The organism is Micromonospora sp. SD19 (genome assembly GCF_054462275.1).
This window is the reverse complement of sequence record NZ_JBTLMN010000001.1, coordinates 969,672-991,296: the sequence shown is the minus strand read 5'-3', so window position 1 is coordinate 991,296 and position 21,625 is coordinate 969,672. Positions and strand designations below refer to the sequence as shown.

Here is a 21,625-nt window from a genome sequence, read left to right as displayed (position 1 = left end):
ACAACCATGCCGCCGATCGAGGGACTCCCCCAGAACCCGCCAGACCGACAACCGTGGCACGCCGGCCAGAAACGACCGGGCCGCCGGCGGCGTTGGTAGCGTCGGACGGCGTGACGACCCCCAGCGGTGGCAGCACCCCGGACGACTACTGGCGACGGCCTGACACCGGTGACGACGCGCTGGCGGACCAACCGCCCACCGCATCCGGTGCCACACCACCGACCGGGTCCATGACCCAACCGCCGGCCGAGCCCACCAACCCACCTACGAGCGGGCCCACCAGCCCATCGCCGACGGGACGCACTCCTGCCGGGCCCACCGGCGCACCGCAGGTCGGGCAGACCGGCCCCACGTTGCCGGACGGCGGCACTCCCAGCGGACACGCCGGACCACCACCAGTCGGCCAGGCCGGCCCACCACCGGCCGGACAAACCGGACCACCAGCCGGGCAGACCGGCCCCACCTTGCCGGACAGCAGCACTCCCAGCGGCCACGCCGGACCACCACCGGCCGGGCACGCCGGACCACCACCGGCCGGGCACGCTCCCGGTGGGTACTCCGGCCCGCCGCCGAGCGTGCCGCCGCCGGCGGGTTGGCGTCCGCCCGTACATCTGCAGCCGGCGCCGCCGCGGCAACTGCCCCCGCAGGACATGGTCGACCTGGACGCGGCCGAGCAGCGTTCGCAGCGGGTCACCTACGGCTTTGGCGCGGCGGCCGGCGTGGTGCTGCTGGTTCTACTCTGCCTGCTCTGCTCGCGAGTCATTTCTTGATGCCCGCCCTCCGGGCAGCAGCCCGGCAGCCGCAGACCAGGAGCCGCAGAGCAGGAGCCGCCGGCCAGAGGGACGCAGCTCAGCGGCGGCAGCCCAGCGGGCCGCGACTCAGCGGACGCAGATCGGGGCGCACACCAGAGGGTCAGCAGCTCGTGCCCCGTTGGAGGTTCCCGGCAAGCTGGACCGCGGTGAAGTCGCCGGTCCTGGGTGTTGTACCGCCGCACAGCCACGGCCACCAACCCCGCACAACCCATCTCGCAGCTATCCCTCACGAGATCTTGGACAGTTTCCGTCAGCACCGAACGGAAACTGTCCAAGATCTCTTAAAGGGTGGTGCCCCACACGGTCTCAGCGCCGGAGTGGCCGGTCAGGTAGACGTAGACCAGGGCGGCGATGGCAAGGGCCACGGCCGCTACCGCCAGTACCGGGGTGACCAGCGCGGGCAGTTGCGGCACCCGGGGATGCCCACTTGTCGCCACGAGCAGCAGGATGGCCACGATCCCGAGCGGCAGCACGATGCGGAACAGGATGTCTCCGTAGCGGGAGTGCTCGAAGATCTGGTCGAGGATCGGTCCCTGGAAGCCGCGGGCCACCAGCGCGTCGGTGAGCGCCTCACCCGACTTGACCGCCACGTAGGCGGTCACCGGAGCGGCCACGGCGAGGAGGCCCAGGGCCCAGTCCAGCCGGCTGCGCCACCGCGGCAGCCCCACGTACGCGACGGCGAGCACCGCCAGCAGCGGCACGAACACGACGACCGCGTGGACCACCAGGACGTGTACCGGTAGACCCAGGATCTCCTCGAACATCGAATCCTCCAGGTGGATCATGGTCAGGGGCGGTCAGCCTATGGTCCGCCGATCGTCCCCGGCTCTCGATCGGACACACGCGCGCCGGGTCGATCGGGTTCATCCTTCGGGCCGTACTTCCGATCTTGCCTGGCTGTGTCGGTGGCCACCCGCAGCATGCGACGGTTGTCGATGCAGGCCGGGCGTGCTGTCATTGGCGAGTGTCCGGTACCGAGGAGCTGCTGCGGTCGAGGGGCCTGCGGGTGACGCGGCCACGCCTCGCGGTGCTCGACGTGCTGGCCGGCGGCGGCCACCTGGAGGTCGACGAGATCACCCGCCGGGTCCGTGAACGGCTCGACTCGGTCTCCACCCAGGCGGTCTACGACGTGCTGGGCGCGCTGTCCCGGGCCGGGCTGGCGCGCCGGATCGAGCCGGCCGGCAGTCCCGCCCGCTACGAGGCGCGCGTGGGCGACAACCACCACCACGTGGTCTGCCGGGGCTGCGGTGAGATCGCCGACATCGACTGCGCGGTGGGCAGCGCCCCGTGCCTGGAGCCCAACATCGCGCACGGCTTCGAGGTGGACGAGGCTGAAGTGACCTTCTGGGGCCTCTGCCCGGACTGCCGGGCCCGCCGCTCCGCCGACGTCTGATCGGTGCTCCGAGCGCGGCACCGACGGCACGTGCGCGGCGGGGTCGATCCGAGCGTGGCAGTCTTGAGCGGTGGACACCGATGACCTCGGCCTCTTCGGTCCGGGTTCGGTCACGTGGAAGGTGCACGAGGAGCCGATCCTGATCGTCGCCGGCCTGCGCTCGCTCTACCTGCAGGCGTTGCACCCACTGGCCATGGCCGGGGTCGCACAGAACAGCAACTACCGCACCGACGCGTGGGGTCGACTGGTCCGCACCGCCACCTACGTGGCGACCACCGTCTACGGCACCACCGCCGAGGCGCAGGCCGCCGGGGCTCGGCTGCGCCGCGTTCACGACCGGCTGCGGGCCACCGACCCGCGCACCGGTGAGGAGTTCCGGATCGACGACCCGGACCTGCTGCGCTGGGTGCACGTGACGGAGGTCGAGTCGTTCCTGAGCACGGCCCGGCGGGCCGGGCTGCCGCTGAGCGACGACGAGGTGGACGGCTACTACACCGAGCAGCGGCGCGCCGCCGCCCTGGTCGGTCTGGACCCGGCCACCGTCCCGGGCACCGCCGCCGAGGTCGCTGACTACTACGAGGCGGTACGGCCACAGTTGCGGATGACCCGGGAGGCCGCCGAGACGGCGGTGTTCCTCACCGCCCCGCCGCTGCCGTGGAAGCTCAGCCTGCCGGTCCGGTTGGGGCTCACGCTGGGCCCGCCGCGCTGGGCGTACCTGGGTATCGCCGGCACCGCGTTCGCGCTGCTGCCGACGTGGGCACGCCGGATGTACGGGGGACTCGGCCTACCGACCACAGCAATGTCGGCGAACCTGACAGTGCGCGCGCTGCGGCTGGCGTTCGCCGCCGTCCCCCGCCGCTACCTGGAGGGGCCGTTGATGCAGGCGGCCAAGGAGCGGGCCGCGCGGCACGCCGCCGCCTCGCTGGCCGGCTGATCCGACCGGCGGAGATCAACCGTCGGCCGGCCGGTCCATGGCCGCCCACGGCTCCTTGCCCGGGGCCTGCGCGCCCGCCGGGCAGTGCCGCCGGAAGTCGCACCAGCCACAGCGTGGGCTGGGCGCCACCGGGAACGCCTCGTCCGCGTCGGCGCCGTCGGCGACCGCCCGTTCGGCGGCCATGATGTCGCGGGCTGTGTCTTCCGCACGGGTCAGCTGTCGGGCCAGCGATTCGACGGTGTGGTCGTGGCCGGCGACCGTGCCGGTCGGTAGGTGGTGCAGCTCCACCCGGCGGCATGGTCGGCGGAACACCCGCTCGGCGGCGTACGCGTAGAGCGCCAGCGCCTGTGAGCCCCGGGCGTCGTCCGCGTCCAGCCCGCTGCGACCGGTCTTGTAGTCGACGATGACCAGCTCCGGCCCTTCCGGCCCGGGCCGCGAGTCGATCCGGTCGGCGCGACCGTTGAACGCCAACACGGCGGTCTTGACCGCCACTACCCGTTCCACACCGAGCGGGTCGGAATCCGGTTCCAGCGTCTCGACGTACGCCTCCAGCCACCCCAACGCCCGCCGGTAGGCGGCCCGCTCCTGCTCGTCGTCGCGGTAGCCCTCGCGGACCCAGGTGCCCTTGAGCAGCGTGGCCAACGCCTCGGGGCGCCGCCGGTCGGCGGGCAGCGCGTACCAGTTCTTCAGGGCGGTGTGCACGCTGGCGCCCAGTGAGTTGTGCGCCCACGGCGGGCCCTTGGGCGGGGCGGGCCGGTCGACGTAGGAGTAGCGGTAGCGACGCGGGCAGTCCGCGTACGCGCCGAGTTTGCTCGGGGTGCAGACGAACAGCCGCTCCGGCATGCCCTCGAAGCCGAGCTGTTCGGCGTCGCCGGCCCGCTGCCGAGGGGCCCGGCCGCCGGCCGCCGGCCGCCCTGCTGATGAGGATCGTCGCACGCCTGCGATCCTGCCATCCGCCCCCGACATCGCGCGCGTGCCGTCAGGTCATGTTTACGTACTGCGTCACGAAGGCGGCCACCGCGTCGGCGATGAGCTGCACGGCGATCGCGGCCAGCAGCAGGCCGGCGATCCGGGTCAGCACCTCGATCCCGCCCGGTCGGAGGATCTTCACGATGCCGCCGGAGAAGCGCAGGACGATCCAGACGGCGACCATCACGGCGAGGATCGCGACGGCGATGGCGCTGAACTCCCCCAGCCCGTCGGCCTGTTGGACGAAGAGCATGGTGGCCACGATGGCACCCGGACCGGCCAGCAGCGGCGTGCCCAGCGGCACCAGCGCGATGTTGGAGGTCACCTGCTGGCTCGGGTCGTCGGCCTTGCCGGTCAGCAGCTCCAGGGCGACGAGCACCAGCAGCAACCCACCGGCCGCCTGTAGGGCCGGCAGGTCCACGTGCAGGTAGTCGAGCAGGGTCTGCCCCGCCACCGCGAAGATCACGATGACGCCGAGCGCCAACGCGACGGCCTGCCAGGCGGCCCGGTTGCGGTCGCGGGCGGGCAGCGGGCCGGTCAACGCCAGGAAGATCGGCATCATGCCCGGCGGGTCGGTGATCACCAGCAGGGTCACGAAAACCTCGCCGAACAGCTTCAGATCCACGTGATCAAACTAGCCGCGCCGCGATGGGCGAAATACCCGGATCAGCCCGAAGCGACCTCGGTCACCCCGTCGGCGACGATCCGCTCGTACGCCTCGGCGCCGGTGCTGAACGCGCCGAGCTGAACGGTCTTGTGGGTGCCGTGAAAATCCGAGGAACCGGTGACGAACAGCCCCAACTCGGCGGCGAGCGCCCGCACGTGTTCCCGCTCGGCCGGGCTGTGGTCCTCGTGGTCGGCCTCGAGCCCGGCGAGCCCGGCGGCAGCCAGTTCGGCGATCAGCTCGTCGGGCACCACCCGGCCACGTCGGGTGGCGCGCGGGTGGGCGAAGACCGGCACCCCGCCGGCCGCCCGGACCAGTCGGACGGCCCGGAACACGTCGATGTCCTCCTTGGGCAGCCGGTACCGCTCGCCCAGCCAGTTCGGGCCGAACGCCTCCCGGACACTGCCGACCAGGCCGGCGCGGATGAGCGCCTGCGCGAGGTGCGGACGCCCCACCGTGCCGCCACCCGCGCCGGCCAGGATGTCCGGCCAGCTCACGTCGATGCCGTCGGCCCGTAACAGGGCGACCATCCGTTCGCCGCGCTCTTCCCGGGCGGCCCGGACCCGGGCCAGCTCGGCCACCAGCTCCGGATGCTCCGGATCGAACAGGTACGCGAGCAGGTGCAGCGGCACCGCCGGCTGCGCGCCGGACCAGCGGCACGACAACTCCGCGCCGCGAACCAGACGCAGCCCCGGCGGCAGTGCGTCCACTGCCGGCGCCCAGCCGGCGGTGGTGTCGTGGTCGGTGATCGCCAGCACGTCCAGCCCGGCATCGAAGGCCGCGCCGACCAGCTCGGCCGGGGTCAGCGTGCCGTCGCTGGCCGTCGAGTGGGCGTGCAGGTCGATCCGGGGGGCGGAGCCGGTACGCGAGGTCACCGCCCGACGCTACCGAGGAAACAGCGAGCCCGGCTCACATGGGGTCGCCCGGGTCAGAAGCCCTTCACCAGGATCGGCTGGTCACCGGTTGACACGCCGGGCACCGCGGCGGGGCCGGCGGGCTTTCCCGCCCGCACCTGGCCGACGTCGAGCTGGACCAGCTGACCGGTGCCGTCGAGGTAGGAGGCGTTGGTCCCGTCGGTCCAGATGACCACCCCGGTCATCGGCGGCCCGGCCGCCACTGCGGTCGCCGCCGGCCCGAGCCGGTGCAGGTCGACCAGCAGGGACCGGTCGGTGCCGCCGATCCGTCCGTTCACCAGCAGCCACCGCCCGTCCGGCGAGACGCCGCCGACGCCGTCCTGACTCAGGTCGGGACCGCAACCGGTGCGTACCTGCTCCAGGCGCCGTGTCGGGGCGAGCACGGCGAGGCAGGTCCGGCTGGGATCGGTGGTGGCGACCTGGCCGACGAGCCGCCCGTCGGGTAGCTCCCCGTAGACGTTGAGGCTCTTGCGGTCGAGGAAGTCGGGCAGCGGCCCCGCACCGGGCCGCCAGAGGGTGTGACCGGCGCCGGTCGGGTCGAGGCGGACCAGCACGCTGTCGGCGACGAATCGGACGGGCTCCGCCCCCGCTGGCACCGGGGTGCGCACCGCCCCGATGAGTTGGGTGCCGACCACGCCCGCCACCAGCAGGTCGCCGCCGTCGCGCCAGGCGACCTGGAGGCTGTCCGGGGCCAGCACGATCCCGCCCGCTCCGGCCAGCAGCACCTGCACCAGGCCGTCGTCCTGCACCACCCACAGGGAGCGCCCCGCGGTGGTCGGCGCGCCGACCACCAGCCAACCGTTGCCGCTGGGCAGTGGCTGGGCGCGTTCGGCCGCCCCGACGTCGGGCAGTACGAGTCGCCGCCCGGCGGCGCTGACCAGCGTCTCGCCGGCCGGCGGAGCGGCCAATGTCTCGGGCGAGGGGGCGGAGCCGGGAATGCTGGCTTTCGGGAGCGGTCGGTTGGTCGGGCCCGGGTCACCGATCACCACGATGGGGGCCCCGTCCCGGCTGGTCTCGGCGCCGAGCTGGGCGATGCCGGCGCTGAGCAGCACGGTGGTGACCGCGGCGAGGGCGACGCCGGCTGCGGCGCGTCGACGCCGGATCCGGTTCGCGCGGCGGATGGCCTGGCCCGCCGGATCGACGCTCAGTGGGCGGGTACGCGCGACCTGGTGCGAGAGGCTCTCCCGCACCGCACCTTCCAACTCGTCAGGCCGCACCTGGTATGAACGCGGCGGGACGTCCGTCAGGTTGTCGGGCCGGCCGGGGAGTTCAATCACTGCTGCTCCCCGGAGCCCGTGCCGACGGGCACGGCCGCCGGGGCGGTGGGCAGCACGACCTGCGGGGTGATCGCACGGGGCGCGGCGGGGCGCGGAGCGGCCGGGCGGGGTGCGGGTCGGCCAGTCGACCGCCCCGGCCTGGGTGCGGCGGTGGCATCGGTGACCGAGGGCTGCCCGGTCCGGGTGTCCGGGCCTGTCGTCCGGCCGGCGGCACCCCTCGCGCCCGATCGACTGCCGGCAGCAGGAGGTGGGCCGGCGGCAGCAGACCGGGCGGCGAAGCCGCCGGCGGCGAGTTCTGGCGCGTCCGCGCCGAGTCGTCGCCGCAGCGTGGCCAGCGCCCGGGACGTCTGGCTCTTCACCGTGCCCGGTGAGATGTCGAGCAGCGCGGCGGTCTGCGCCTCGGTCATGTCCTCGTAGTAGCGCAGCACCAGCACTGCCCGCTGCCGGTTGGGTAGCTGCCGGAGGTGCCGCCAGAGCAGGTCGCGGTCAAGTTGCTGCTCGATCTCGTCGACACCGGCCCGCTCGGGTAGCACCTCGGTCGGGCGTTCGCCGTGCCAGCGCCGCCGCCACCAACTGGTCGAGGTGTTGACCATCACACGCCGGGCGTACGGCTCGACGGCCTCGATCCCGCCGAGCCGCTTCCACGCCAGGTAGGTCTTGGTCAGCGCCGTCTGGAGCAGGTCTTCGGCGGTGGCCCAGTCCCCGGTGAGCAGGTAGGCGGTGCGTAGGAGCGCGGCGGAGCGGGCCGCGACGAACTCGCGGAACTGCTCCTCCAACGAGTCCTTGCTCGCCACCGCTCACCTCCGCACCCCTGCTGTCCTGGCAGAGTGCCACGTCAGAGGCGCTTCGGTCCATGACGAAAGGTGCGCACTTGCTCCGATGTTCGGTCAAAAACCTTCACGCACCGTCGTCGGCCTTGGCCTCGTCGGCTTCCTTGCCGAGCCGCGCCTCGACCGCCTGCGGCTCGTACATCTCCTCGACGACGCGCAGGTAGAGCTCGTTCGGGTTGGGTAGGTTCTTGATCTCGCGGAGCGCCTGCTCCTGACCGGCGGACTCCAGCACGAAGGTGCCGTAGTTGAGCGCCCGGCCGGTCGGGGTCTGCTCGTACTTCATGTCGGTGACCCGGACCAGCGGCATCATCGCCACCTTGCGCGTGACGATGCCGTTGACCACCATGACCCGCTTGTTGGTCAGGATGAAACGGTCATACCACCAGTCCGCGACCTTCCACGCCACCCACCCCATCACCGCGAACCAGAGCAGCACGGCGATGGTGGTCAGCGCACCGACGTCCTGGCCGGCGAGGAAGCCGGAGAGGTAGCCGAGCACGAAGGTCGCCGCGATGCCGATCAACAGCGGGTTGGTGAGGTGGATCCAGTGCCGCTTCCACTCGCCGCGGTAGCGCTCGGTGGGGAAGAGGTAGCGCGCCACCAACGAGCTGGGCTCGTCTTCCAGTGGCAGCACCCGCCGAGGGGTCGAGCCGGTCGCGTCGGCGCGCAACCCGGCCAGCTCGTCCTCGGAGATCTGCGGCGGCTGGTAACCGGCCTCCGGATCCCGGATCCATCCCCGACCGGAACGACCCTGACCGGCATAGCCGGGCCCGTCACCGTAGCCGACGTCGTCCGAAAGGGACGGACCGTCGGACAGGCCGGGACCGGCCCCGTAATCCGGGCCGTCATCTGGCCCGATCCGCGGGATCGGCTCGGTGTCGCGCTCGCGGCGCTCCCGGTCGGGGTCGTCCGGGTCGAAGGGTGGACCGGAGGGGCTGCCCATCGGCGGCTAGGCGACGAGGCTGGTGAAGAAGTCGCCAAAGCCCTGGGCGATATCCATGATCCCGCCGCCGAGCGACTTGAACACGTCCGCCGCAGAGTTTGGCCGGTAGGCGACGAAAAAGATCAAGAATGCGATTCCGGCCCAGGTGAGGACCTTCTTGACCATGGCGGGCCATCCTCTCGCGCGGCGCCGGGTCCCATTACCGCAGCGGCACCCAGAGTATCAGTGTGGTGTCGTACAGTGAATATCTGCGTCCGTTCTCCGTCAATCCGGAAGAGTTGTCAAGCTCTCCCGGGTAGATACGGGGACGGTGCGCCGTACACGAGCTCGGGCGGAGTCCACTCGGTCAGGTCGTGTAGCACGACATCTTCCGCGAGCAGGTGACCCGCACTCGCCGGCCAGGCTATCGCATGGAGCCACATTCCCCGAGCCTCGCCGGCGTACGCGCTTCGATCCGTTGGCGAATTCACCAACCACAGTGGAGTGGGGTGCCCGCCGACCTTGATCTTCGCCTGTCCGACGTGGTCAGGATGGCCCGATCCGGGGTCGGTCAGCGCGTCGACCAACTCCGGTCCCGGATCCGGGCCGGTCAGACCGGCGAGCCGGGTGCCCAGACCCACACCGGGTTCCTCGGCCACAAAGACCAGATCGGCCGGACCACCGCCGAGTGGCGCCGGGCCCGCGCAGGCCAACGCTGTCGCCCGCACTCCCGTCCGGTCGTCCCCGGCGTACGCCACGCCGGTGAGTGTCCAACCGGGCGGCAGCGGCCACGGGCACCACAACGGCGTCATCGGCGGGTCGGCGGTCGCGGTGATCCGTTCCACCACGCTCGCCACGATCTCCGCTCCGATGTGCTCGGGCACGTGCAGCGGCGGCACCGGGCCGCAGTGCACACACCTTGAGTCGGTGTTCATCAGATCCGGCGCCCGTACCGGGCCCCCGCATCTCGGACAACTCACCGCGACACTCACATCCCCACCGTCTCCCCGGACCGCTGGCACGTCAAGCCGGAACGTCCGATTCGGCACCGTACGTGGGTCAGTCCGGCGGCGTGCCGGCGTGCGCGCGGATCCAGGCGTGCATCGCGATTCCGCTGGCCACGCCGGCGTTGATCGACCTCGTCGAGCCGTACTGGGCGATGGAGTAGAGCTGGTCGCACGCGGCGCGGGCCGGCGCGGAGAGGCCGGGGCCCTCCTGGCCGAACAGCAACACGCAGTCGCGTGGCAGGGTGCCGGTCTCCAGCGGACGCGACCCGGGCAGGTTGTCGATGCCGAACACCGGCAGGTGCCGCCCGGCCGCCCAGGCGACGAACTCCTCGATCGTCTCGTGGTGCCGTACGTGCTGGTACCGATCGGTCACCATCGCACCGCGCCGGTTCCACCGTCGTCGTCCGACGATGTGCACCTCGGCGGCGTTGAACGCGTTGGCGTTGCGCACCACAGTGCCGATGTTGAAGTCGTGCTGCCAGTTCTCGATCGCGACGTGGAAGCCGTGCCGGTGCCGGTCCAGGTCGGCGACGATCGCCTCGTGCCGCCAGTAGCGGTAGCGGTCGACGACATTGCGCCGGTCCCCCTCAGCCAGTAGCTGCGGGTCGTAACAGGGGTCGTCCGGTGGGTCCCCCGGCCAGGGGCCCACGCCCACCTCAAGCTGGTCGTCGGTCACGGTCATCAGAGGGTACGGACCGCGTCGGCGCCGGCCGCGACGACCTGCCGGTCAGCCCAGGTCGAGCGCGGCACCGAGCCGGTCCAGGAAGCGCCGGTCCGCCGGGCTGGGCGGTGGGTCCACCCGACGCCCGCCGGTGCCGGGCACCGCGCGACAGACCCGGGCCGCGACCGACTGCACCCACTGGCGGTACGCGGCCGAGTCGGCCGGGTCGGCCCGCCGACGGAGGACCCGGCCCGCCGCCCGACAGGCGGCCAGCAGGTCCACCAGGTCGGTCAGCCGCTCGGCGGGTTGCGGGGTGCCGTCGTGACGGGCGTAGATCGCGGCGACCACCGCGCGGACCAGATCACTGTCGGAGGCCCGGCCGGCGGCCACGGCGTCCAGGCCGGCCAGGCCCGCCGCGACCCCACGCTCGATCCGGCCGGGACCGGGCGCCGCTGCGGCCACGAGAACCCGGCCGGGCAGGCCGGTGAGCAGATCCCACTCGGCGGCGGAGTAGACAGCGGTGGTCAAGGGCGTGGCTCGGCGGCCGGCAGAGGACGGCTCTCCCGCTACGGAGTGGCTCATCGGAACCTCCGGCGTCAGCATATGCCCCGAGACGGGCGCCGGGCCCCTTCCCCAGCAGACCCGCGGTCGGGGAAGGAGCCCGGTGTCCGGCGACGGTCGAGCCCGCCGCGACGCTCAGCGCGGCTCGGGGAAGCTGGGCCGCTCGGGGTCCACGCCGTCGGGCACCGCAGCTTCCGCGTACTCCCGCTTGGGGACCATGACCTTGCGCCGGAAGACGCAGACCATCGTGCCGTCCTGGTTGTAGCCGCGCGTCTCCACGGACACCACGCCACGGTCGGGTTTCGAGCCGGACTCACGCTTGTCCAGCACCGTGGTCTCGCCGTAGATGGTGTCGCCGTGGAAGGTCGGCGCGACATGCCGTAGCGACTCGACCTCCAGGTTGGCGATCGCCTTGCCACTCACGTCCGGCACCGACATGCCGAGCAGCAACGAGTAGATGTAGTTGCCGACCACGACGTTGCGCTTGAACTGGCTGGCCGTCGCGGCGTAGTGCGCGTCCATGTGCAGCGGGTGGTGGTTCATGGTGAGCAGGCAGAAGAGGTGGTCGTCGTACTCGGTCACGGTCTTGCCCGGCCAGTGCCGGTAGACCGCGCCGACCTCGAACTCCTCGTAGTAGCGACCGAACTGCATGCTGGTCCCTTCGACGGGCGGCGATGGAGTTCGGCACAGCATGCCTTACCGATGGTTAAGGCGACCGGCGGGGCGCGGTGGCGGCGGAAATGTCACACCTGTCACACGCCCGGGGGGAGACGCAATGAGCGGCGGGGCCCTCCCCGGCACCCGCCGCCCACGCTCTGATGTGAGGAATTCTGCCCTACGCCTGCGTAGGTTCAACAGAGATCGCGGTCACATTTATCTTTTTGTAACATTACTCTCCGTCACCAATCGGAGGTTGATCAGCGATCTCTGCAGGCCGGATACCTCCTTGTCAATGCCCAAGTTACCGATCCGTAGTGCTCAATCGGGTGGATCTCCCTGGAAACGCTCCCATTACCGCAGGTCACGCAAGTGCGTCGTGCACTTGCGATCCGCAGCTCGGGTGTGAACAGACGTACGTCGATGACCCGCAGCGCCCCCCGGCAGCCCCGAGCACGTTTCGTGCCCCATCGCCCGGGAATTCGATACGGTCAGCCCTGGTTCTACGGGACGTAGATAAACCGCGGTGATCGGAGAGTGCAATGGCAACCGTTGAGCTGACCTCGGCGAACTTCGACGAGGTGACCGGCAACGACGGCATCGTCCTGGTCGACTTCTGGGCCGACTGGTGTGGTCCGTGCAAGCGGTTCGCCCCGGTCTACGAGCGCTCCTCGGAGAAGCACCAGAACATCGTCTTCGGGAAGGTCGACACCGAGGCTCAGCAGGAGCTGGGCGCCAAGTTCGACATCCGCTCGATCCCGACGATCATGGCGATCCGGGACGGCGTCATCGTCTTCGCCCAGCCGGGCGCCCTGCCCGAGTCCGCACTGGAGAACCTGATCGAGCAGGTCGAGGCGCTGGACATGGATGACGTCCGCAAGCAGCTGGCCGAGCACAACCACTGAGTCGTCCCGCTGACGACACGCGAGGCCGGGCCCGACACGGGCCCGGCCTTCGTCGTACCCCCACCCGCGCGCATGATCACCTGCCTGGTCAGGCCGAACTGGCCGTCGGAGGGACCCGAAGCAGTCGGTACATCCCGTATCGTCACGACCCGATGGAGAACCTGACCACCCGCGGGCGCGTGACCCGGCTGGGCGCGACCGCACTGGGTCTCGTCCTGCTCGTCCTCGGCACCTTCTGGGGCAGCGACGACGACTTCCCGTTCGGCCCGTTCCGGATGTACTCCACCTCGAACCCGCCGAACGCACCCGCGCCCGACACCCGCGTCGAGGGGGTGAACACCTCCGGGGCGGTGATCGACCTCGACCAGAACGCGACCGGCATCCGCCGCGCCGAGATCGAGGGTCAGCAGGCCCGCTACGCGGCAGACCCGACGCTGCTCACCGAGGTCGCCGACGCGTACGCCGAACGCCACCCGGACGCCCCCGCGCTGGTCGAGGTCCGCATCGTCATCCGCTGGCACGGCATTCGCGCCGGCCGACCGACCGGTCAACACACCGATGAGACGGTCGTCCGCTGGCAGGCCGCCCGATGAGCCGCTGGTTGACCGAGGCGGTGCCCCGGGGCCGGGTGGCCGCGTTCCGCACCCTGATCTACCTGTTCGTCGCCGCCGACCTGGTGATCTTCACCCCCTGGGTACGCACCCGGGTCAGCGTGCCCGGCGACCTGTACCAACCGCTCCTGATCGGCCGTCTGCTCCCACTGCCGACGCCGACCGAGACGCTGGTGACGGTGATCTTCTGGGCGTTGCTGCTGCTCGCCCTCCTCGCCGCCACCGGACGGGCGCCCCGACTGCTCGGCTGGGCGGTGTGCGCGCTGTACCTGGAGTGGATGATCATCGCGATGAGCTACGGGAAGGTCGACCACGACCGGTTCGGGCTGCTCGTCGCGCTGGCCGTGCTGCCCACCGCCGATCGCGCCCGCCACGGCGACACCACCCGCACCGAGGCCGGCGGCTGGGCCCTGCGCGTCACCCAGATCGCGGTGATCTGCACGTACTTCCTGGCCGCCTTCGCCAAGCTGCGCTTCGGCGGTCTGGACTGGCTGACCGGCTCGGTCCTGGCCCGCGCGATCATCCGGCGCGGCACCGACCTGGCGGACCTGATCGCCCAGGTGCCGTACCTGCTCATCGTCGCCCAGTTCGGCATCGTGGCGTTCGAACTGCTGAGCCCGGTGGTCTTCCTGCTGCCACCCCGTTGGCGACTCGCCATGGTCGGCTTCTTCTACTCGTTCCACGCGGTCACCATCGCGACCATCACGATCTCGTTCGCACCGCACCTGGCCGCGATGACCAGCTTCCTACCGCTGGAACGGGTACGCCCGCTGGTCTGGGCCCGTCGGCTCGTCGGCCGCGACACGTCCGGTTCGGCACCGACGGACGCCCCGGAGACGAGCCCGGCGGACACCGACACCGGGCCGGTGCCACCCGACCGGGGTCCGGTGGGAGCCGGCGCGGAGCGGGCGTTCGACGATCAGGCTCCGGTGCTCGGGCGACCGGCCGGGCCGTAGAGCCGCTCCCGCGCCTCCTGCGGCAGGGAACAGGCCGCAGTGCCGCCCGGCAGGCGGTGCCGGTTACGCGCCACCCAGCGGTACACCGGCCAGGCCGCAGCCCGTACCGGAGGGATCCGCAGGCCGGCACCGGCGACCCGCCAGAGCGGACCACTCGCGGCGAGCAGCTTCGCGATGGCGTCCGGGCCTGCGGCACGCGCGCCGTCCGCGCCGACCCACTGCACGGCCTCCTCGCACTCGGCCACGGTGAGGCCGAGCGCGTCCAGGTCGGCGAACTGCCACGGCACCACCCGCGCGGTGGTGGGGATGCGGCGCTCGATGAACTGCGCGCAGCTCGTGCAGAACGCGCAGTCCCCGTCGTAGACGAAGGTCGACGTCTCCATGGCGTCCATCCTCCCCTCTCCGACCGCCCGGACGCCCACCGGTGTCCGGCGGGTCACTTGCGCTCGCCTCGTACACGTGTTCGAATAGTGCCCATGCGCTGGGACAACCTCACCGCTCCCCCGGTCGAGGGAGACCCCGAGCGGGCAGCGCCAGCGACGCCACCCCTGCCGCTGGCGCTGCCCGGCGCCGTCGCCCGCACCTTCGACACCCCCGAGTTCGCCGGGATGACCTTCTACGAGGTGCAGGCCAAGTCCATCCTCAACCGGGTGCCCGGGCAGTCCCGCGTCCCGTTCGAGTGGACGATCAACCCGTACCGGGGCTGTTCCCATGCATGCCGTTACTGCTTCGCGAGAAACACTCACACTTACCTCGATCTCGACGCCGGCGCGGACTTCGACCGGAAGGTGATCGTCAAGGTCAACGCCGGCGAGCTGGTCCGGCGGGAGCTGGCCGCGCCGAAATGGCGGGGTGCGCACGTGGCGATGGGCACCAACGTGGACTGCTACCAGCGCGCCGAGGGCCGCTACCGGCTGATGCCGCAGATCATCGCCGCGTTGCGGGACTTCGCCAACCCGTTCTCGATCCTCACCAAGGGCACGCTGATCCTGCGCGACCTGCCGCTGCTGCGTCAGGCCGCCGAGGTGACAACGGTGGGCATCTCGTTCTCGGTGGGGTTCGTCGACGAGCACCTCTGGCGCACCGTCGAGCCGGGCACACCGCACCCCCGCCGCCGGTTGGACGCCGTCCGGGCGCTCACCGACGCGGGTTTCTCCGTCGGCGTGCTGATGGCCCCGATCCTGCCCGGCCTCAGCGACAGCGACGAGTCGATCGAGGCCACCGTGTCGGCGATCGCCGCCGCCGGTGCGACCAGCGTGACCGCCCTGCCCCTGCACCTGCGTCCCGGCGCCCGGGAGTGGTACGCGCACTGGCTCGCCCGCGAGCACCCGCACCTCGTGCCCCGCTACCGCGAGCTCTACCGGGCCGGCGCGTACGCCCCGCAGGCGTACCAGCGGGAGTTGACCGCGCGGGTGCGGATCGCCTCCCGCCGGCACGGGCTGCACCGCGGGGAGCGGGGCGACAACCGCACCCTGCCCGAGCCGCCGCCACGGTCGGCAGCCGAGCAGCTGACACTGCTGTAGTCGGAGCTACAGTCGGCGGGTGCGTACCGCTCAGCAGATCCTCGCCGACTCCGCCGTGATCGCCGTCGTGGGCGCGTCCCGCGACCCCAACAAGGCCGCGCATGGCGTGCCATTGCAGATGCAGCGGCACGGCTGGCGGATCATCCCGGTCAACCCGTCGGTCGATGAACTCTTCGGGGAGCGGGCGTACAAGACTCTCGCGGACATCCCGCACCCGGTCGACCTGGTGAACGTGTTCCGGCCGGCGGCCGACGCCGTGCAGGTCGTCCGCGACGCGGCGACGATCGGCGCCCCGGCGGTCTGGCTGCAGTTGGGCATCGTCTCGGCCGAGGCGCGGCGAATCGCCGAAGAGGCTGGCATGGACTATGTGGAAGACCGCTGCCTGGCCGTGGAACGCGCCGTGAACGCGCTAACCCGCCTGACCTGACCCCCCACCCCCGCGATCTTGCACTTTCGGTCGCCGTTTCGCCCCGTTAAGCGAGTTATGTGACGACAGGAAGTGCAAGATCGCGGAGGTGAAGGGATCAGATCTTGTACTCCTTGAGGAGGCCTCGGCTGATGATGGTCTTCTGGATCTCCGAGGTGCCCTCGCCGATGAGCAGGAACGGGGCTTCCCGCATCAGCCGCTCGATCTCGTACTCCTTGGAGTAGCCGTAGCCGCCGTGGATGCGGAACGCCTCCTGGACGACCTCGGCGCAGTATTCCGAGGCGAGCAGCTTGGCCATCCCGGCCTCGACGTCGTTGCGCTGGCCGGCGTCCTTGAGCCGGGCGGCGTTGACCATGAGGGCGTGCGCGGCCTCGATCTTCGTGCCCATCTCGGCGAGCTTGAACGCGATCGCCTGGTGCCTGGCGAGCGGCTGGCCGAAGGTCTTGCGCTGCTGGGCGTACTGCACCGCCAGCTCGAAGGCGCGGATGGAGATGCCGCAGGCGCGGGCGGCCACGTTGACCCGGCCCACCTCGATGCCGTCCATCATCTGGTAGAAGCCACGGCCCACCTGGTCAGCGCCGCCGAGGATCGCGGAGTCGGGCACCGTCACCCCGTCGAGCACCATCTCGGTGGTCTCGACGCCCTTGTAACCCATCTTCTCGATCTTGCCGGGGATGGTCAGGCCGGGAGCGGTCTCGCCGAAGCCCGGCTCCTTCTCGAGCAGGAAGGTGCTCATGTTGCCGTAGACGGACTCCGCGCCGGTGTCGGTCTTGACCAGTGTGGCCACCACCGAGGAGTACGCCCCGTTGGTGAGCCACATCTTCTGCCCGTTGAGCACGTAGCTGTCGCCGTCACGGACGGCCCGGGACTTGATCGCCGAGACGTCGGAGCCGGTCTCGGGCTCGGACATGGAGAACGCTCCGCGCACCTCGCCGGTGGCCATCTTCGGCAGGAGGCGGGCCTTCTGCTCGGCGGAACCGTGCTGGGAGATCAGGTACGCCACGATGAAGTGGGTGTTGACGATGCCGGAGATCGACATCCAGCCTCGGGACAGCTGCTCCACCACGAGCGCGTAGGTGAGCAGCGATTCGCCGAGCCCGCCGTACTCCTCGTCGATGGTGAGGCCGAAGAGCCCCATCTCGCGCATGCCGTCGAGAATGTCGGTGGGGTACTCGTCGGCGTGCTCCAGCCGCTGCGCGTGCGGGATGATCTCCTTGTCCGCGAAGTCCCGAACGGTCTCCAGGATCGACTGTTGCACATCGGTCAGGCCGGGCGTCTGGGCGAGTCGAGCCATCACAGCCTCCGGGGATCCGCGCACTACTCGTGGGTAACTGAACGCTGGGTCAGTATCGGTCTCTCGGGTCGGCGAGGCCAAGGTGACCAGTCCACACAACCGCTGTGAAAAGGTTCACCGCTGCGGGTAGCGTCCGGCAAGAGGGACTTTTCCGGCACCGGCAGGAGGAGGACAGCTGTGAGCCACCCGCCGCCGTCGGGACCACCCGGCGACGAGCCGCCGCCGTCGCCCTACGAACCACCAGCCGACCAGTCGCCGTACGCGCCACCGCCGGCCGGCCAACAGCCGTACGCGCCGCAGCCGGACCAGCCGGCGTACGAGCTACCAGCGGAACGTTCACCGTACGGGCCACCCGGCGACCAGCCGTCGTACGGTGACCAGCGGCCGCAGCAGTCGGCGCACTGGAGCCAGCAGCCGCCGTACCCCCCGCAGGGCCCCTACGGTCAGTACGGCCCACCGCCGTCCGGGCCGGGGCAGCGCACCAACGTGCTGGCGATCCTGTCGCTGGTGTTCGCCTTCGTGTTCCCGCCGGCCGGCGCGGTCCTCGGCCACGTGGCCAAACGGCAGATCCGCACCAGCGGCGAGGACGGCGACCAGCTCGCCACCTGGGGGCTGATCCTGGGCTACGTCTTCACCGGGCTCACCGTGCTGGCCTGCTGTGGCTGGCTGGCGCTGGTGGCCTTCGCCAACAACGGCGACAGCGGCGGCTACTGACCGACGCGCGGGTGCGGAGCGTTCCGGTCAGCGGAAGCGGGCCTCGCGGACGCTGTTGCCACCGTCCACCACCAGCATCTGCCCGGTGATGTACGAGGCGGCCGGCGAGCAGAGGAAGCTGATCGCCGCGGCGACCTCGTCCGGCGTGCCCGGTCGCCCCACCGGCGTGCCCAGCCCCTGCTTGATCTCGGCCATGGTGGACGCCGCTGTGTAGATGGTGCCGGGCGCCACCGCGTTCACCGTCACGCCGTCGGCGATCATCTCCATGGCCAGGGCCCGGGTCAGCCCGACCACCCCGGCCTTCGCCGCGGCGTACGCGGCTTCGGTGGGCAGGGCGTTGACCGGGCCGGCAGTGGCCGCCAGGTTGACGATCCGACCCCAGCCCCGCTCGGCCATTCCCCCGATGAACGCCCTGCTGCACAGGAACGCGGTGGAGAGGTTGCGGTCGATCTCGCCACGCCACTCGTCGTAGCTCAGCTGGGCCACCGGTCGCAGCACGCCCTGGCTGGCCCGACTGGCCAGGCCGGCGTTGTTGACCAGCACCTCGACGTCGCCCAACTGCTCGGCGACCGCGTCGGCCAGTGCGCCGACCTCGGACTCGTCGGTCAGGTCCGCGACGAAACCGGTCACGCCCAGCTCGGTCGCCCGCTCGTGGATGCGTCGGGTGGTCGAGACGATGGCCACCCGGGCACCGAGGTCGGCGAGTCGCCGGGCGGTCGCGTACCCGATGCCGTCCGGGCTGCCCGCCCCGGTGACCAGGGCGACCCGCCCGTCGAGACGCATGGTCACCGGGTCGGCGAGCGCGACCGGGTCGTCGCTGCCCGAGCTGCCCGCCGGGGCGGCCGTCCGGGCCCGCCGGGCCGCGCCCGGACGGCTGACGTCCCGTCGGGGTCGACTGCCGGAGCGGTCCGCGGCGCGCGCGTCGAATGCCATGCCAGGGATCCTGCCCGTTACGACCGGCCCGGGCAACGCGGCACCCGGAAGCAGGGGCATCGGGTTTGGGTGGCTGTGGCTACCCTGTCTCCGCACCCGACCTGACGGAGAGTTCGCATGACAAATCCCCCGCCGCCCGGCAACTGGAGCGATCCCACCTGGTCGGCCCCGCCATCGAGCCCCACACCCGACCCGACCCTGGTGGCCGGTCAGCCGGTGCCCCCGCAGCCCGGCCCGGTCGACCCGTACGGTCCGACAAACCCGTACGCCCCGGTGAACCCGTACGCCCCGGTCGACCCGTACGCCGGCGCGCAGCCGCCCGCCACCCAGCCGATGGCCGAGTACGCCCCGCCCGGGTACGCCCCGGCCGGCTACCCGCAGCAGTACCCCGGCTACGGCTACCCGCAGCCGCCGAAGACCAACGGACTGGCCATCGCCGCGTTCGTGCTGGCCATGATCGGTTTCACGTCCTGCATCACCGCGCCGATCGGCGCGATCCTCGGGCACGTCGCGCAGAAGCAGATCCGCATCAGCGGCGAGGGCGGCGCGGGGATGGCGAAGGCCGCCATCATCATCGGCTGGATCCTCACCGGGTTCCTGGTGCTGGTGCTCGCCATCTACGCCGCCGCGATCATCTACGCGATCGCGACGAGCAATGACAGCGGCAGCTACTGACCGACGGGCGGGACGGCGTACCGCCGATTGTCGAGCCGGGTCGACAAGCCGGCGGCCGCCGTCCCGGCCCGGCCCGTCACTGCGCCGGCGGGGTGAACGACGAGGTACGGCTCATCCCGGCGGCCCGGCCCTTCGCGGCGACCACCAGCGCCATCTTGCGGGACGCCTCGTCGATCATCTCGTCGCCGAGCATCACCGCGCCGAGCTTGCCGCCGGCCTCCGAGGTGTAGTGCTCGTACGCGTCGAGGATCAGCTCGGCGTGGTCGTAGTCGGCCTGCGCCGGCTGGTAGACCTCGTTGGCGGCGTCGATCTGGCCGGGGTGCAGCACCCATTTGCCGTCGAAGCCCAGCGCGGCCGAACGCTTGGCCACCTCACGGAACCCGTCCACGTCGCGGATCTGCAGGAACGGGCCGTCGATGGCCTGCTTGTCGTGCATCCGGGCGGCCATCAGGATCCGCATCAGGATGTAGTGGTACGGGTCGCCCGGGTAGTCGGGGATCAGCGCACCGACCACAAGCGACTTCATGTTGATCGACGCCATGAAGTCGGCCGGGCCGAAGATGATGGTCTCCACCCGGGGCGAGGCGCCCGCGATCGCGTCCACGTTGACCAGGCCGGCGGCGTTCTCGATCTGCGCCTCGATGCCGATCCGGCCGACCTCCAGGCCGAGGGTCTTCTCGATCTGGGTGAGCAGCAGGTCCAGCCAGTGCACCTGCTCGGCGGTCTGCACCTTCGGCAGCATGATGCAGTCCAGGTTGGCGCCGGCACCCTCGACGACCTCGATGACGTCCCGGTAGGTCCACGGGGTGGTCAGGTCGTTGACCCGGACCACCCGGGTCTTTCCGGCCCAGTCACCCTCGTTGAGCGCGGCCACGATGTTCTTGCGCGCGTCCGGCTTGGCCAGCGGGGCGACGGCGTCCTCCAGGTCGAGGAAGACCTGGTCGGCCGGGAGCCCCTGGGCCTTGCCGAGCATCTTCACGCTGGAACCCGGTACGGCGAGGCAGGACCTGCGGGGGCGACCGACTGCGGCCATGGATGCGCTCCTTCCAGCGTCCGGCGGGCACGCCGACGCCACCTGACGACAGATCCGAAACCTTAACGATCCCAAAGGTCGTTGTGACGCCACGGTAACCTCGCGCCATGACCGGGGTGAATGGACCTGTGGAAGATCTCACTGGGCGTCGACTGGTGGTGGTGACCGGGGCCAGCTCCGGCATCGGGTTGGCCGCCGCCGTGCACCTCGCCTGCCGTGGCGACCAGGTGGTGCTGGTCGGGCGGGACCCGGCCCGGCTGCAGGCGGCGGCCGAACGGGTCCGGGAGACCTCCGGCGAGCGGCCGGAGCTGTTCCGGGCCGACTTCGCGGTCCTCGACGACGTACGCCGACTGGCCGCCCAGCTCCGGGCCGCGTACGACCGGATCGACGTGCTCGCCAACAACGCCGGCGCGATCGCGCTGCAACCACTGAGCACCGTCGACGGCTTCGAGATGTCGATCCAGGCCAACCACCTGGCCCCGTTCCTGCTGACCAGTCTGCTCGCCGACCGGGTGGGCCGGGTGGTGGTGACCGCCTCCGGCGCGCACCGCTTCGGCGCACTGGACCCGGACGACCTCAACAGGCCGCTGCGTGACTACCGGCCGATGGGCGCGTACGGCACCAGCAAGCAGGCGAACATCCTGTTCACCGCCGAGGCCGCCCGGCGCTGGCCGGACATCTCCGCGTACTGCTTCCACCCCGGGGTGGTTCGCACCCGGTTCGCCAACGACAGCAGGCTGGTCGCGTTCGGCATGCGTTTCATGCCCTTCCGCAGCCCGGAGAAGGGCGCCGAGACGCTGGTGTGGCTGGCCAACCAGGACCGCTCCCGGCTCATCAACGGGGGTTACTACGTCGACCGCCGGCCGCGTCGGCCCCTGCGGAAGGCGGCCGATCCACAGCTCGCCTCCCGGCTGTGGGCGGCGAGCGCCAAGGCCGTCGGTCTGGACACCTGA

General features: G+C 71.3%; 27 protein-coding genes. 11 read left to right on the top strand and 16 right to left on the bottom strand.

The features are described 5' to 3' along the window. Positions 1-110 precede the first annotated feature (110 nt). Positions 111-770, top strand: a complete 660-nt coding sequence (locus ACX27O_RS04615) for a hypothetical protein (RefSeq protein WP_458938983.1) — start codon at positions 111-113, stop codon at positions 768-770. Positions 771-1,093: 323 nt separating this feature from the next. Here the strand turns inward: ACX27O_RS04615 and ACX27O_RS04610 are convergent, their stop codons facing one another. Continuing rightward, positions 1,094-1,576, bottom strand: coding sequence for a DUF2231 domain-containing protein (locus tag ACX27O_RS04610; RefSeq protein ID WP_210862045.1), 483 nt, complete (start codon positions 1,574-1,576; stop codon positions 1,094-1,096). Between the two features lie 200 nt (positions 1,577-1,776). On the opposite strand from ACX27O_RS04610, the gene ACX27O_RS04605 reads away from it, so the two are divergent. Further along, positions 1,777-2,205: a Fur family transcriptional regulator gene (locus ACX27O_RS04605; protein ID WP_030329167.1), complete on the top strand. Its 429-nt coding sequence runs from the start codon at positions 1,777-1,779 to the stop codon at positions 2,203-2,205. 70 nt (positions 2,206-2,275) lie between these two features. Then, positions 2,276-3,139: an oxygenase MpaB family protein gene (locus ACX27O_RS04600; RefSeq protein ID WP_458938982.1), complete on the top strand. Its 864-nt coding sequence runs from the start codon at positions 2,276-2,278 to the stop codon at positions 3,137-3,139. Between the two features lie 15 nt (positions 3,140-3,154). Here the strand turns inward: ACX27O_RS04600 and ACX27O_RS04595 are convergent, their stop codons facing one another. The 11 genes from ACX27O_RS04595 to ACX27O_RS04545 all read right to left on the bottom strand — a co-directional run bounded on the left by ACX27O_RS04595 (position 3,155) and on the right by ACX27O_RS04545 (position 11,595). Next, entirely contained in the window at positions 3,155-4,105 is a 951-nt protein-coding gene (locus ACX27O_RS04595; RefSeq protein ID WP_247676313.1) for a RecB family exonuclease, read from the bottom strand. A 13-nt stretch (positions 4,106-4,118) separates the two neighbouring features. Beyond that, positions 4,119-4,733, bottom strand: coding sequence for a MarC family protein (locus ACX27O_RS04590; RefSeq protein ID WP_030329175.1), 615 nt, complete (start codon positions 4,731-4,733; stop codon positions 4,119-4,121). A gap of 41 nt (positions 4,734-4,774) precedes the next feature. Next, positions 4,775-5,647 carry a PHP domain-containing protein gene (locus ACX27O_RS04585; protein WP_210862456.1) on the bottom strand — a complete coding sequence of 291 codons (873 nt, stop codon included), beginning with the start codon at positions 5,645-5,647 and terminating at the stop codon, positions 4,775-4,777. A 53-nt stretch (positions 5,648-5,700) separates the two neighbouring features. Then, on the bottom strand, positions 5,701-6,963 hold the full coding sequence (locus ACX27O_RS04580) for a hypothetical protein (protein WP_458938981.1): 1,263 nt from the start codon (positions 6,961-6,963) through the stop codon (positions 5,701-5,703). Continuing rightward, entirely contained in the window at positions 6,960-7,757 is a 798-nt protein-coding gene (locus ACX27O_RS04575; protein WP_458938980.1) for a SigE family RNA polymerase sigma factor, read from the bottom strand. Before ACX27O_RS04575 ends, ACX27O_RS04580 begins: the two co-directional genes overlap by 4 nt. Before the next feature lie 103 nt (positions 7,758-7,860). Beyond that, positions 7,861-8,736 carry a PH domain-containing protein gene (locus tag ACX27O_RS04570; RefSeq protein ID WP_030329180.1) on the bottom strand — a complete coding sequence of 292 codons (876 nt, stop codon included), beginning with the start codon at positions 8,734-8,736 and terminating at the stop codon, positions 7,861-7,863. A 6-nt stretch (positions 8,737-8,742) separates the two neighbouring features. Next, positions 8,743-8,901, bottom strand: coding sequence for a hypothetical protein (locus ACX27O_RS04565; RefSeq protein ID WP_007455302.1), 159 nt, complete (start codon positions 8,899-8,901; stop codon positions 8,743-8,745). Positions 8,902-9,017: 116 nt separating this feature from the next. Further along, positions 9,018-9,695 carry a DUF6758 family protein gene (locus ACX27O_RS04560; protein WP_357640895.1) on the bottom strand — a complete coding sequence of 226 codons (678 nt, stop codon included), beginning with the start codon at positions 9,693-9,695 and terminating at the stop codon, positions 9,018-9,020. 79 nt (positions 9,696-9,774) lie between these two features. Further along, positions 9,775-10,398, bottom strand: a complete 624-nt coding sequence (locus tag ACX27O_RS04555; RefSeq protein ID WP_210866601.1) for a TrmH family RNA methyltransferase — start codon at positions 10,396-10,398, stop codon at positions 9,775-9,777. 51 nt (positions 10,399-10,449) lie between these two features. Further along, a complete protein-coding gene (locus ACX27O_RS04550) occupies positions 10,450-10,986 on the bottom strand; it encodes a hypothetical protein (protein WP_358135730.1) in 537 nt (178 codons plus the stop codon). A 93-nt stretch (positions 10,987-11,079) separates the two neighbouring features. Further along, complete coding sequence (locus tag ACX27O_RS04545) at positions 11,080-11,595, bottom strand: MaoC family dehydratase (RefSeq protein ID WP_030329188.1); 516 nt, start codon at positions 11,593-11,595, stop codon at positions 11,080-11,082. Between the two features lie 548 nt (positions 11,596-12,143). Between ACX27O_RS04545 and trxA the strand changes: the two genes are divergently transcribed. From trxA to ACX27O_RS04530, 3 genes are all read left to right on the top strand, one after another. Beyond that, a complete protein-coding gene (trxA, locus tag ACX27O_RS04540) occupies positions 12,144-12,506 on the top strand; it encodes a thioredoxin (protein WP_030329190.1) in 363 nt (120 codons plus the stop codon). Between the two features lie 152 nt (positions 12,507-12,658). Further along, positions 12,659-13,099 (top strand): hypothetical protein, encoded by a 441-nt coding sequence (locus ACX27O_RS04535; RefSeq protein WP_030329192.1) that lies wholly within the window; start codon positions 12,659-12,661, stop codon positions 13,097-13,099. Beyond that, a complete protein-coding gene (locus ACX27O_RS04530; RefSeq protein WP_458938979.1) occupies positions 13,096-14,073 on the top strand; it encodes an HTTM domain-containing protein in 978 nt (325 codons plus the stop codon). The genes ACX27O_RS04535 and ACX27O_RS04530 overlap by 4 nt, the downstream gene beginning before the upstream one ends. On the opposite strand, the gene ACX27O_RS04525 is transcribed toward ACX27O_RS04530, so the two are convergent. Further along, complete coding sequence (locus tag ACX27O_RS04525) at positions 14,037-14,456, bottom strand: thiol-disulfide oxidoreductase DCC family protein (protein ID WP_030329196.1); 420 nt, start codon at positions 14,454-14,456, stop codon at positions 14,037-14,039. The genes ACX27O_RS04530 and ACX27O_RS04525 overlap by 37 nt on opposite strands. A gap of 93 nt (positions 14,457-14,549) precedes the next feature. On the opposite strand from ACX27O_RS04525, the gene ACX27O_RS04520 reads away from it, so the two are divergent. Then, positions 14,550-15,596, top strand: coding sequence for an Rv2578c family radical SAM protein (locus ACX27O_RS04520; RefSeq protein ID WP_358135722.1), 1,047 nt, complete (start codon positions 14,550-14,552; stop codon positions 15,594-15,596). Between the two features lie 19 nt (positions 15,597-15,615). Next, the gene (locus ACX27O_RS04515; protein ID WP_030329201.1) at positions 15,616-16,023 is read left to right on the top strand and encodes a CoA-binding protein; all 408 of its coding nucleotides are present in this window, start codon (positions 15,616-15,618) and stop codon (positions 16,021-16,023) included. Between the two features lie 97 nt (positions 16,024-16,120). On the opposite strand, the gene ACX27O_RS04510 is transcribed toward ACX27O_RS04515, so the two are convergent. Further along, entirely contained in the window at positions 16,121-17,317 is a 1,197-nt protein-coding gene (locus ACX27O_RS04510; RefSeq protein ID WP_210866597.1) for an acyl-CoA dehydrogenase family protein, read from the bottom strand. A gap of 177 nt (positions 17,318-17,494) precedes the next feature. Here ACX27O_RS04510 and ACX27O_RS04505 point away from each other — a divergent pair, with 177 nt between their 5' ends. After that, positions 17,495-18,031 carry a DUF4190 domain-containing protein gene (locus tag ACX27O_RS04505; protein WP_030329206.1) on the top strand — a complete coding sequence of 179 codons (537 nt, stop codon included), beginning with the start codon at positions 17,495-17,497 and terminating at the stop codon, positions 18,029-18,031. 27 nt (positions 18,032-18,058) lie between these two features. On the opposite strand, the gene ACX27O_RS04500 is transcribed toward ACX27O_RS04505, so the two are convergent. Then, a complete protein-coding gene (locus ACX27O_RS04500; RefSeq protein WP_458938978.1) occupies positions 18,059-18,964 on the bottom strand; it encodes an SDR family NAD(P)-dependent oxidoreductase in 906 nt (301 codons plus the stop codon). Between the two features lie 117 nt (positions 18,965-19,081). On the opposite strand from ACX27O_RS04500, the gene ACX27O_RS04495 reads away from it, so the two are divergent. Then, on the top strand, positions 19,082-19,639 hold the full coding sequence (locus ACX27O_RS04495) for a DUF4190 domain-containing protein (protein ID WP_400448180.1): 558 nt from the start codon (positions 19,082-19,084) through the stop codon (positions 19,637-19,639). A 76-nt stretch (positions 19,640-19,715) separates the two neighbouring features. Here the strand turns inward: ACX27O_RS04495 and ACX27O_RS04490 are convergent, their stop codons facing one another. After that, complete coding sequence (locus tag ACX27O_RS04490; RefSeq protein ID WP_030329214.1) at positions 19,716-20,672, bottom strand: HpcH/HpaI aldolase/citrate lyase family protein; 957 nt, start codon at positions 20,670-20,672, stop codon at positions 19,716-19,718. 128 nt (positions 20,673-20,800) lie between these two features. On the opposite strand from ACX27O_RS04490, the gene ACX27O_RS04485 reads away from it, so the two are divergent. Next, complete coding sequence (locus ACX27O_RS04485) at positions 20,801-21,625, top strand: SDR family NAD(P)-dependent oxidoreductase (RefSeq protein WP_030329216.1); 825 nt, start codon at positions 20,801-20,803, stop codon at positions 21,623-21,625.

What these genes read in the sequence shown, in the direction of transcription:
- ACX27O_RS04610 (WP_210862045.1), bottom strand. Translation starts at nt 1,576, where the DNA reads ATGTTCGAGGAGATCCTGGGTCTACCGGTACACGTCCTGGTGGTCCAC.
- ACX27O_RS04595 (WP_247676313.1), bottom strand. Translation starts at nt 4,105, where the DNA reads ATGTCGGGGGCGGATGGCAGGATCGCAGGCGTGCGACGATCCTCATCA.
- ACX27O_RS04570 (WP_030329180.1), bottom strand. Translation starts at nt 8,736, where the DNA reads ATGGGCAGCCCCTCCGGTCCACCCTTCGACCCGGACGACCCCGACCGG.
- ACX27O_RS04565 (WP_007455302.1), bottom strand. Translation starts at nt 8,901, where the DNA reads ATGGTCAAGAAGGTCCTCACCTGGGCCGGAATCGCATTCTTGATCTTT.
- ACX27O_RS04550 (WP_358135730.1), bottom strand. Translation starts at nt 10,986, where the DNA reads ATGCTGACGCCGGAGGTTCCGATGAGCCACTCCGTAGCGGGAGAGCCG.
- ACX27O_RS04545 (WP_030329188.1), bottom strand. Translation starts at nt 11,595, where the DNA reads ATGCAGTTCGGTCGCTACTACGAGGAGTTCGAGGTCGGCGCGGTCTAC.
- trxA (WP_030329190.1), top strand. Translation starts at nt 12,144, where the DNA reads ATGGCAACCGTTGAGCTGACCTCGGCGAACTTCGACGAGGTGACCGGC.
- ACX27O_RS04535 (WP_030329192.1), top strand. Translation starts at nt 12,659, where the DNA reads ATGGAGAACCTGACCACCCGCGGGCGCGTGACCCGGCTGGGCGCGACC.
- ACX27O_RS04530 (WP_458938979.1), top strand. Translation starts at nt 13,096, where the DNA reads ATGAGCCGCTGGTTGACCGAGGCGGTGCCCCGGGGCCGGGTGGCCGCG.
- ACX27O_RS04525 (WP_030329196.1), bottom strand. Translation starts at nt 14,456, where the DNA reads ATGGAGACGTCGACCTTCGTCTACGACGGGGACTGCGCGTTCTGCACG.
- ACX27O_RS04520 (WP_358135722.1), top strand. Translation starts at nt 14,550, where the DNA reads ATGCGCTGGGACAACCTCACCGCTCCCCCGGTCGAGGGAGACCCCGAG.
- ACX27O_RS04510 (WP_210866597.1), bottom strand. Translation starts at nt 17,317, where the DNA reads ATGGCTCGACTCGCCCAGACGCCCGGCCTGACCGATGTGCAACAGTCG.
- ACX27O_RS04500 (WP_458938978.1), bottom strand. Translation starts at nt 18,964, where the DNA reads ATGGCATTCGACGCGCGCGCCGCGGACCGCTCCGGCAGTCGACCCCGA.
- ACX27O_RS04495 (WP_400448180.1), top strand. Translation starts at nt 19,082, where the DNA reads ATGACAAATCCCCCGCCGCCCGGCAACTGGAGCGATCCCACCTGGTCG.
- ACX27O_RS04490 (WP_030329214.1), bottom strand. Translation starts at nt 20,672, where the DNA reads ATGGCCGCAGTCGGTCGCCCCCGCAGGTCCTGCCTCGCCGTACCGGGT.